The sequence below is a fragment of the Brevundimonas sp. genome (genome assembly GCF_050729455.1).
Classification (GTDB): domain Bacteria; phylum Pseudomonadota; class Alphaproteobacteria; order Caulobacterales; family Caulobacteraceae; genus Brevundimonas.
In genome coordinates, this window is the sequence record NZ_JBOHLI010000046.1 from 1 (window position 1) to 6,225 (window position 6,225).

Below are 6,225 nucleotides of genomic sequence, written 5' to 3' on the forward strand. Positions count from 1 at the left end.
GCTCCGACGCCCGCCCCTGCGCCCGCGCCGACCCCGGCCGCCGCTGCCCCCGCTCCGGCGCCCAAGCCGGTCGAAGCGCCCAAGCCTGCGCCCGCCGCCGCTGCGCCTCAGCCTGAAAAGAAGAAGGGCTTCTTCGCCCGTCTGTTCGGCTGGTGATCGCCTGAAACGACAAAAGGCCGGAGGGTTCGCCCCTCCGGCCTTTTTCGTGCGTGCTTTCCAGAGAAATCCCTGGAGGCGCGGCCTTAGTCCTGCGGCAGGTCTTCGGCCAGGATCGCCATCTCGAACATGAACGAGCCGGCCTCGTCCTCGTCCTCGAACACCACGCCGATGAACTCGTCATCGACATAGACTTCGGCGGAGTCGGCGACCTTGCGGGCCTTCACCTTGATGCCGCCGTGGTTGAAGGTGCGCTTCAGGTGCGTCTCGACGCGCTTCAGATCGGATTCTTTCACGGGGGTAGCCTCGTTGGTGTCGTTGACGGCGGAACCTAAAGAAGCCTCTTCGTCGTGGGAAGCCCGCATCGCAGGCGTCCACAGACGCAGCGGCCCTCAGATCACGAAATCATAGGCGATGTCGGCCAGGGTGTGGTCCATGGTGCGAGCCGGCGTGGCGTCGGTCGGGCAGTTGACCACCCTTGCCGGCACCCCGGCCACGGTGCAGCCCGCCGGAACGGGTTTGAGCACCACCGAGCCAGACGCCACCTTGGCGTAGTCGCCGACCTCGATATTGCCCAGCACCTTGGCCCCCGCGCCCAACAGGACGCCGCGGCCGATCTTGGGGTGGCGGTCGCCGCGCTCGGCCCCGGTCCCGCCCAGGGTCACGGCGTGCAGCATCGACACCTCATCGCCGACCACCGCCGTCTCGCCTATGACGATGCCGGTGCCATGGTCGATAAAGACGCCCGAGCCGATCCGCGCCGCCGGGTGGATGTCCAGTTGGAACAGTTCCGAGATTCGGCTCTGGAAGTGGAAGGCCAGGGTGTCGCGATCCTGCCCCCACAGCCAGTGGGCCACGCGCCAGGCCTGCAGCGCCTGGAACCCCTTGAAATACATGAAGGGCTGCAACAGCGACCGGATCGCAGGGTCGCGGTCCTGCACCGCCTTCAGGTCGGCCTCGGCCGCCGCAAGAATGCCAGGATCCGCGGCGAAGGCCGACAGGGCCACCTCGCGCAACGACATGGCGCCCAGTTCCGCGTCGCCCAGCTTGCGCGCGATCTGGAAGCTCAACGCCCCCGCCAGATCATCATGCGCCAGGACCACGGCGTTCAGCTGCGAGGCCAGACGCGGCTCTTCGCGCGCGGCGTCCTCGGCCGCGGCGCGCAGTTGCGCCCACAGGTCCGGCTGTTGCGGCACGATTTCCAGCTTGGCCATCGGGCCTCCCGTTTTCTTCACGCGATCCTACGCCCCCAGCATGGCCTGCGCCAGCGCGGCGGGCAGTTCGCCCTCTCGGGCCATATGGTAGGCGCGATAGGCCGTCGCCACCGTCAGGCTGTCCCTCACCGCCCCGCGCTCAATCTCGGCCAGCAGGTCGCGGAAAGGCACGCGCGCCACGACGATCACCTCGGTCGGGTCAGGATCGACCGGAACCGCGCTCAGCCCCCAGGCCACCCAGGTCATGGCCCGTTCGTCGGTGATCGAGTTCGACAGGTCCATGTCCAGCGCCGCCCTCCAGTGTTCCGCCGCCAGCCCCGCCTCCTCGGCCAGTTCACGGCGCACGGCGTCGAATGGGTCCTCGTCCATCGGCGCCCCGCCTTCCGGCATTTCCCAGGAATAGCGCATCAGGGTGAAGCGGTGCTGGCCCACCAGCGTCACCGTCCCGTCCTCATGCAGCGGCAGGACGCCGGTCCCGACGTTCTTCGGCCGCATGACCGTATAGTCGGCGGGCGCCCCCGTCGGCGCCGTCGCCGGGTGGCGCGTCACCGTCATCCACGGCGTGTCGATCAGGACGCTGTCGCCGTGGCTCTGCCATTTCGGCGTTTCGGGCAGATCCTTGGCCCAGCGGGGCCTGATGTCGGGAATATCGTGCATGCTTCCGCTATGGCGCCGGGCGCGACGAAATCCTAGCTAGACGGCATGACCGATCTCAACGCCGCCCTGCCCCTGCCCGTCCGTTCGCAAGAAGCGCTGGCCCGTCTAGCCGCGCGCCGCTCGGCCTCAGCCCAGTTGCTGGGCGCCCCCGGCCCGTCCGAGACCGAGATCGAGCGGATCCTGTCTCTCGGCGCCCGCACCCCCGACCACGGCAAGCTCTTCCCCTGGCGCTTCGTCGTCCTGGGCCCCCAGAGCCGCACCGACCTATCCGAAGCCCTCGCCGTTCTGGCCGAAACGCAAGGCCGCATCGACAAGGACCTGGCCGTCCTGGCCAAGCTGGCCAATCCGCCCCTGACGATCATGGTCGTCTCGACCCCCATTCAGGGCCACAAGGTCCCGGTCTGGGAGCAGCAGCTGTCCGCCGGCGCGGTCTGCATGAACATCGAGCACGCCGCCGACGCCCTGGGCTATTCCGCCAGCTGGATCACCGACTGGTATTCTTACGACCCCGCCGCCGTCGCCCTGTTCGGGGTTCAGGACGGCGAGACCATCGCCGGCTTCATCCACCTCGGAACCCTGAGTGAAGCCCCGCTGGAACGCCCCCGCCCCGTCATGGCCCACAAGGTCGAGCGGCGGCCGTAACGGCTTTCTCTTCCGTCATCCTCCGGCAAGCCGCGCAGCGGCGCCGACCGGGGGACCCAGCGGCGCCGAAGGCGATCTTTGAAGCAAGCGTCGAGCGTGAAGCTTTCGCCCTGACGGGCGCCGCTGGGTCCCCCGATCTCGCTCCGCTCGTCGGAGGATGACGGAAACTGAAGAGCCTAGCTCGGCTCCTCCTCCGGCCGGTGCACGATCGACACCAGCACCACCGAGATGATCATCAGCAGGAACCAGGCCCCCAGCTTGTTCAGGCTGACCATCTCCCAGCCGTCCGCCTGCCCCGGATAGACCCAAGCCCGCGCGAACGTCCCCAGGTTCTCCGCGAACCAGATGAACAGGGCCACCAGGAAATAGCCCAGCAGCAGCGGCATCGACCGCCGCCGCCGGTCCGCCGTGAAGTAGAACCAGCCCCGCCCGAACAGCAGCACCGTCGCCGCGAACAGCGCGATCCGCACGTCCGGCAGCCAGTGATGGGCGAAGAAGTTGACATAGATGGCCGCCGCCAGAACCCAGGTCGTCCACAGCGGCGGATAGCGCCGCACCCGGATATGGAAGATGCGCTGCACCCGCGCGATGTAGCTGCCCACCGCCGCATACATGAAGCCCGAGAACAGCGGCACCGCCCCGATCCGCAGCAGCGACTCCTCAGGGTAAATCCACGACCCGTGCGCCGTCTTGAACAGCTCCATGATCGTCCCGGCGACATGGAACAGGAAGATGACCCGCGCCTCCTCCCAGCTCTCCAGCCGGAAGGCCAGCATCAGCCCCTGAATGGCCAGCGCCCCGACCATCAGAAAGTCATAGCGCGACACCGGCGCCCCACCTTCAGGCCAGAAGACCGGCCACAGCAGATGCGTCCCGACCAGCAGCCCCAGCATGGCCCCGCCGAACAGACAGGCCCACCCCTGCTTCAGCCCGAACCACAGGAACTCATAGGCATAGCCCCGCCACCGCCCCCGATCCGCCCACGCCTCCGCGCGGGTCATCAGACGACGGCCCCAGGCTTCGAGCGGGAGACGGGGGGATGGGGTCATGACGTCAGCCAGCCTTCCTCACGCAAGGCGCCGACGCGGGCGCGCGACACCGGCGCCTCCAGCCCGCCGCTCAGACGCAACCGGGTGTTGCGTCCATCCTCGACCACGCCAAGCACGCCCGCACGCGCCACCCACCACGAACGGTGCGTCTGGGCCCCGTCCACGTCCTTCAGCCCCGCCATGGCCTGCGACAGGGACATCAGCACCAGGGCCGAGCCCTGCGGCGTATGCACCCGGACATAGTGATCCTCCATCTGCAAGCACAGCACCGTCCGCCCCAGCCGGGCCGGCAGCCGGTCGCGCGGATCGGCGGATTCGGCGTCGGGCCTTTCGGCCGTCGCCGCGCGCGGGCGGGTCGCCCACATCATGCCCGCCGTGGCCAGAGCGCTGATCACCAGCCCCTGCCCGTACCATTCCAGCCAGCCGACCTGCCCGACCACCGGCCACAGCCGCACCGCCAGGGTCCGGCTCAGCACGACGGGCAGCAGGGTCAGCACCGCCACCGCGGGCGGCGTCCAGGTCCAGGCCGAGATCCTCCGCGCCTCGGCCCAGCGCGCCAGGATCGGCAGGCTGACGCCGAACGCCAGCCATCCGGCCCACAGGCAGACCACCCAATAGGCCGTCCGCACCGGCAGGGTCCCGCTCAGATAACTGCCGAACGGGCCAATGATCCCCAGCCCCAGCCCCACGGCGGTCGAGACGGCGAAGCCCACGGCCGCCGCCCGCCATCGCCTGTCCTTCAATCCCCTCGATTCCATGGCGTCAGACTAGCAAGCGTCGCCGCCGATGACAGCCGTTCGCCGGGCCGCGAACCCATTCGCCCATTCGCCCATCTCGGCTAGCGCGGCGGCGCTTCAGGGCCGCACACCACCTCATCACTCGCCGCCATGAGGCCCTTACGAAATGAACACCGCCGCCCTGATCGCCGCCGCCTCCGTCCTGCTGGGCGCCTGCGCCGCGACCGCCGCGCCCGCGCCTGCCGCACAGCCGCAAACCGCCGCCCCCATGATCCGCGACGGCGTGGCCGTCTCGCGGCTGACCATTCCTGACGGCGATCAACCCGCCATCGAGGCGGGCGTCTGGGCCCCGGCTGAAGCGGCGACCCGACCGCGCCCTCTGATCGTCATCTCCCACGGGAACGGCGGAGACTATCGCAGCCACCACGACACGGCTGCTGCTCTGGCGAAAGCGGGCTTCGTCGTCGCCGCCCTGACCCACACCGGCGACAACTGGCGCGATCAAAGCCGCGCCACCGACCTCGCGGGCCGCACGCGCCAGTTGTCGGTCCTGATCGACTACATGACCCAGGATTGGGACGGTCACGCCGGGGTCGACGCGGACCGCATCGGCGCCTTCGGCTTTTCCGCCGGAGGGTTCACGGTTCTGGCGGCGGCGGGCGGCGTTCCCGACCTCGGCCGACTGGCCGATCACTGTCGCGCCAACCCCGGCTTCTACGACTGCCGCCTGATCGGCCAGCACGTCGGAACCATGAAGGACGGCGCCGCCGCCCCCCGTCTGCCGCACGACACCCGCATCAAGGCCCTGGCCGTCGCCGCCCCGGCCCTGGGCTTCACCTTCACGAAAGACGGCCTGAGCAAGGTCGCCCAGCCGGTCCAGCTATGGCAGGCGGGCGCCGACCAGATCCTGCCCGCGCCCTTCTATGTCGAGCCGGTCCGCGACGCCCTGCCCGTCGCGCCGGAATACCGACGCGTCGAGGGCGCCGCCCACTTCGACTTCCTGCCGCCCTGCTCGCCCCAACTGGCGGCCGCGGCCCCGATGATCTGCACGCCGACGCCAGGCTTCGACCGCGCGGCCTTCCACGAAACCCTGAACCGCGAGGTCGTCCGCTTCTTCAGCGAGAAGCTGTAGTCAGCCCCGCCCGCGATAGGTCGCGACGCCCTGATCGGGCAGCCAGACGCCTTCGATGGGCGCGCCCGTCTGCCAGAAGACGTCGATGGGGATGCCGCCGCGCGGGTACCAGTAGCCGCCGATGCGCAGCCACTTCGGTTGCAGCAGGTCGGCCAGGCGCTTGCCGATGGCCACGGTGCAGTCCTCGTGGAAGGCGCCGTGGTTGCGGAAGCTGGTCAGGTACATCTTCAGGCTCTTGCTCTCGACCAGCCAGTCGCCGGGCACATAGTCAATGACGATGTGGGCGAAGTCGGGCTGGCCCGTCACCGGGCACAGGCTGGTGAACTCGGGCGCGGTGAAGCGCGCGACATAGAGCGTGTCGGCGTGCGGATTGGGCACGCGTTCCAGCACCGCCTCTTCGGGATTGGTCGGGGCGGCGGTCTGGGCGCCGAGCTGGGACAGGCTGTCAGTATAGTGCGTCATGCCCGCCATTTAGGCGTTTGGTCCGCCAAAGAAAATGCTCGGGCCTCGCGGGTGATCTGACAATCGACCTGGCGCCCCTCCCCGCCGTGGTAGGATGCAGGTCGCGGACGAAAGGGGCTGAGGGGAATTTCAGACGATTCAGACGAATTGGACTCTGTTTTTCGCCCTTCTCCCCT

General features: G+C 69.0%; 8 protein-coding genes. 2 read left to right on the forward strand and 6 right to left on the reverse strand.

Features of this window, described 5'->3' with window-relative positions; translation table 11 throughout:
* Positions 1–242: 242 nt before the first annotated feature.
* From ACREEF_RS11835 to ACREEF_RS11845, 3 genes are all read right to left on the reverse strand, one after another.
* The gene (locus ACREEF_RS11835; RefSeq protein ID WP_105564438.1) at positions 243–452 is read right to left on the reverse strand and encodes a DUF3126 family protein; all 210 of its coding nucleotides are present in this window, start codon (positions 450–452) and stop codon (positions 243–245) included.
* Positions 453–548: 96 nt separating this feature from the next.
* Complete coding sequence (cysE, locus tag ACREEF_RS11840; RefSeq protein ID WP_431565781.1) at positions 549–1,370, reverse strand: serine O-acetyltransferase; 822 nt, start codon at positions 1,368–1,370, stop codon at positions 549–551.
* A 27-nt stretch (positions 1,371–1,397) separates the two neighbouring features.
* On the reverse strand, positions 1,398–2,027 hold the full coding sequence (locus tag ACREEF_RS11845) for an NUDIX domain-containing protein (protein ID WP_431565782.1): 630 nt from the start codon (positions 2,025–2,027) through the stop codon (positions 1,398–1,400).
* A gap of 45 nt (positions 2,028–2,072) precedes the next feature.
* On the opposite strand from ACREEF_RS11845, the gene ACREEF_RS11850 reads away from it, so the two are divergent.
* Positions 2,073–2,669, forward strand: coding sequence for a nitroreductase family protein (locus ACREEF_RS11850; RefSeq protein WP_431565783.1), 597 nt, complete (start codon positions 2,073–2,075; stop codon positions 2,667–2,669).
* A gap of 176 nt (positions 2,670–2,845) precedes the next feature.
* On the opposite strand, the gene ACREEF_RS11855 is transcribed toward ACREEF_RS11850, so the two are convergent.
* Complete coding sequence (locus tag ACREEF_RS11855; RefSeq protein ID WP_431565784.1) at positions 2,846–3,718, reverse strand: DUF817 domain-containing protein; 873 nt, start codon at positions 3,716–3,718, stop codon at positions 2,846–2,848.
* Complete coding sequence (locus tag ACREEF_RS11860; RefSeq protein ID WP_431565785.1) at positions 3,715–4,461, reverse strand: LytTR family DNA-binding domain-containing protein; 747 nt, start codon at positions 4,459–4,461, stop codon at positions 3,715–3,717. The genes ACREEF_RS11855 and ACREEF_RS11860 overlap by 4 nt, the downstream gene beginning before the upstream one ends.
* 160 nt (positions 4,462–4,621) lie before the next feature.
* On the opposite strand from ACREEF_RS11860, the gene ACREEF_RS11865 reads away from it, so the two are divergent.
* Complete coding sequence (locus ACREEF_RS11865) at positions 4,622–5,587, forward strand: alpha/beta hydrolase family protein (protein ID WP_431565786.1); 966 nt, start codon at positions 4,622–4,624, stop codon at positions 5,585–5,587.
* Here the strand turns inward: ACREEF_RS11865 and queF are convergent, their stop codons facing one another.
* Positions 5,588–6,049, reverse strand: coding sequence for a preQ(1) synthase (gene queF / locus ACREEF_RS11870; RefSeq protein WP_178828914.1), 462 nt, complete (start codon positions 6,047–6,049; stop codon positions 5,588–5,590).
* Between the last annotated feature and the right edge of the window lie 176 nt (positions 6,050–6,225).